This window comes from Jiangella muralis (assembly GCF_001270745.1).
In the GTDB taxonomy this organism is placed as follows: Bacteria; Actinomycetota; Actinomycetes; order Jiangellales; family Jiangellaceae; genus Jiangella; species Jiangella muralis.
Window position 1 is genome coordinate 1 of record NZ_LFXL01000082.1, and the last position, 1,349, is coordinate 1,349.

General features: G+C 68.6%; 1 protein-coding gene and 1 other annotated feature. The gene reads left to right on the top strand.

Features of this window, described 5'->3' with window-relative positions; genetic code table 11:
• Positions 1-53 precede the first annotated feature (53 nt).
• Positions 54-1,318, top strand: a protein-coding gene (locus ACW62_RS32750) for an IS3 family transposase (protein WP_157575150.1) whose coding sequence is annotated in 2 segments (ribosomal slippage) — positions 54-351 and positions 351-1,318 — 1,266 coding nt in all. Because the reading frame shifts where the segments join, the coding sequence is not laid out codon by codon here.
• Positions 341-470: a sequence feature (AL1L pseudoknot), on the top strand. Its footprint overlaps the gene before it by 130 nt.
• Positions 1,319-1,349: the final 31 nt, after the last annotated feature.

Genomic DNA, 1,349 nt, shown 5'->3' on the forward strand with positions numbered 1-1,349 from the left:
CTGAACCGGCCTGGGATCGCTGGAGGGCATGATCTAACCGGGAAGAGGAGATCATGCCTGCACCGAAGAAGTACGACACCGAGACCCAGCAGCGGGCGGTGCGGATGTACGCCGACCGGATCGAGGCCGGCGACATCTCGCAGCTGAGGGCGCGCCAGGAGGTCGGCGAGCTGTTGGGGATCAATCCGGCGACCTTGCGCAACTGGATCCGCCGAGACCTGGGCGAGGCGACCACGCCGCCGGTGTCGGCCCCGGGTGAGTCTGCTGGTGACGAGCTGGCCCGGCTACGTCGGGAGAATGCCCAGCTGCGGCGGGCGAATGAGATCCTCAAGACCGCGTCGGCGTTTTTCGCCGCGGCGGAGCTCGACCGCCGACTCGGACAGTGATCGACTACATCCGTCGTCACCGGGATCGATTCGGGGTCGAGCCGATCTGCGCGGTGCTCAGTGAGCATGGCGTCCATGTCGCCGAATCGACGTACTACGCCCACGCCGCGCGCGGGTTCGGGCCCACCAACGCCGAACTGGCCGACGCCTACGCCGCCAACGCGGTTGTCGATCTGTGGAGGGCGAACTGGCGGGTCTACGGGCGGCGCAAGTTGTGGCACGCGGCCCGGCGCGCAGGTCACGACTGGGGCCGGGACCGGGTCGAGCGGCTGATGCGGATCGCCGGCATCCACGGCGTGGCACGCGGCCGCTCGCGGGTGCGGACCACCGAGCGCGACCAGACCGCGCCCCGCCATCCCGATCACATCCAGCGCCGCTGGGACCTGCCAACCTGCCCGGATCAGTGGTGGGTGGCCGACTTCACCTACGTGCGCACCTTGGCCGGGTTCTGCTACGTCTCGTTCGTCACCGACGTGTACTCCCGCCGGATCCTCGGCTGGCGAGTGTCCACATCCAAGGCCACCCCGCTGGTGGTCTCCGCGCTGGAGCAGGCGCTGTTCACTCGTCGCCGCACGAGCTTCGAGTTCACCGGCACTGGGCTGCTGCACCACTCCGACGCCGGATCGCAATACACGTCGCTGGCGTTCACCGAGACGCTGATCGAGGCCGGCATCACCGGCTCCATCGGCACCGTCGGTGACGCGCTGGACAACGCGCTCATGGAGTCCACCATCGGGCTGTTCAAGAACGAGGTCATCGACCCCGAACCATCGTGGGCCACCTGGCGCCAGGTCGAGCAGGCCACCGCACGGTGGGTCCACTGGTACAACCACCAGCGCCTGCACTCCGCGATCGGCTACCGCCCACCGGCCGAGCACGAGAACGCCCACTACGATTCAGCACACGACCATGGCGAGCCCGCCGCGGCCTGACAACGCCCTCCAGCGATCCCAGGCCGGTTCA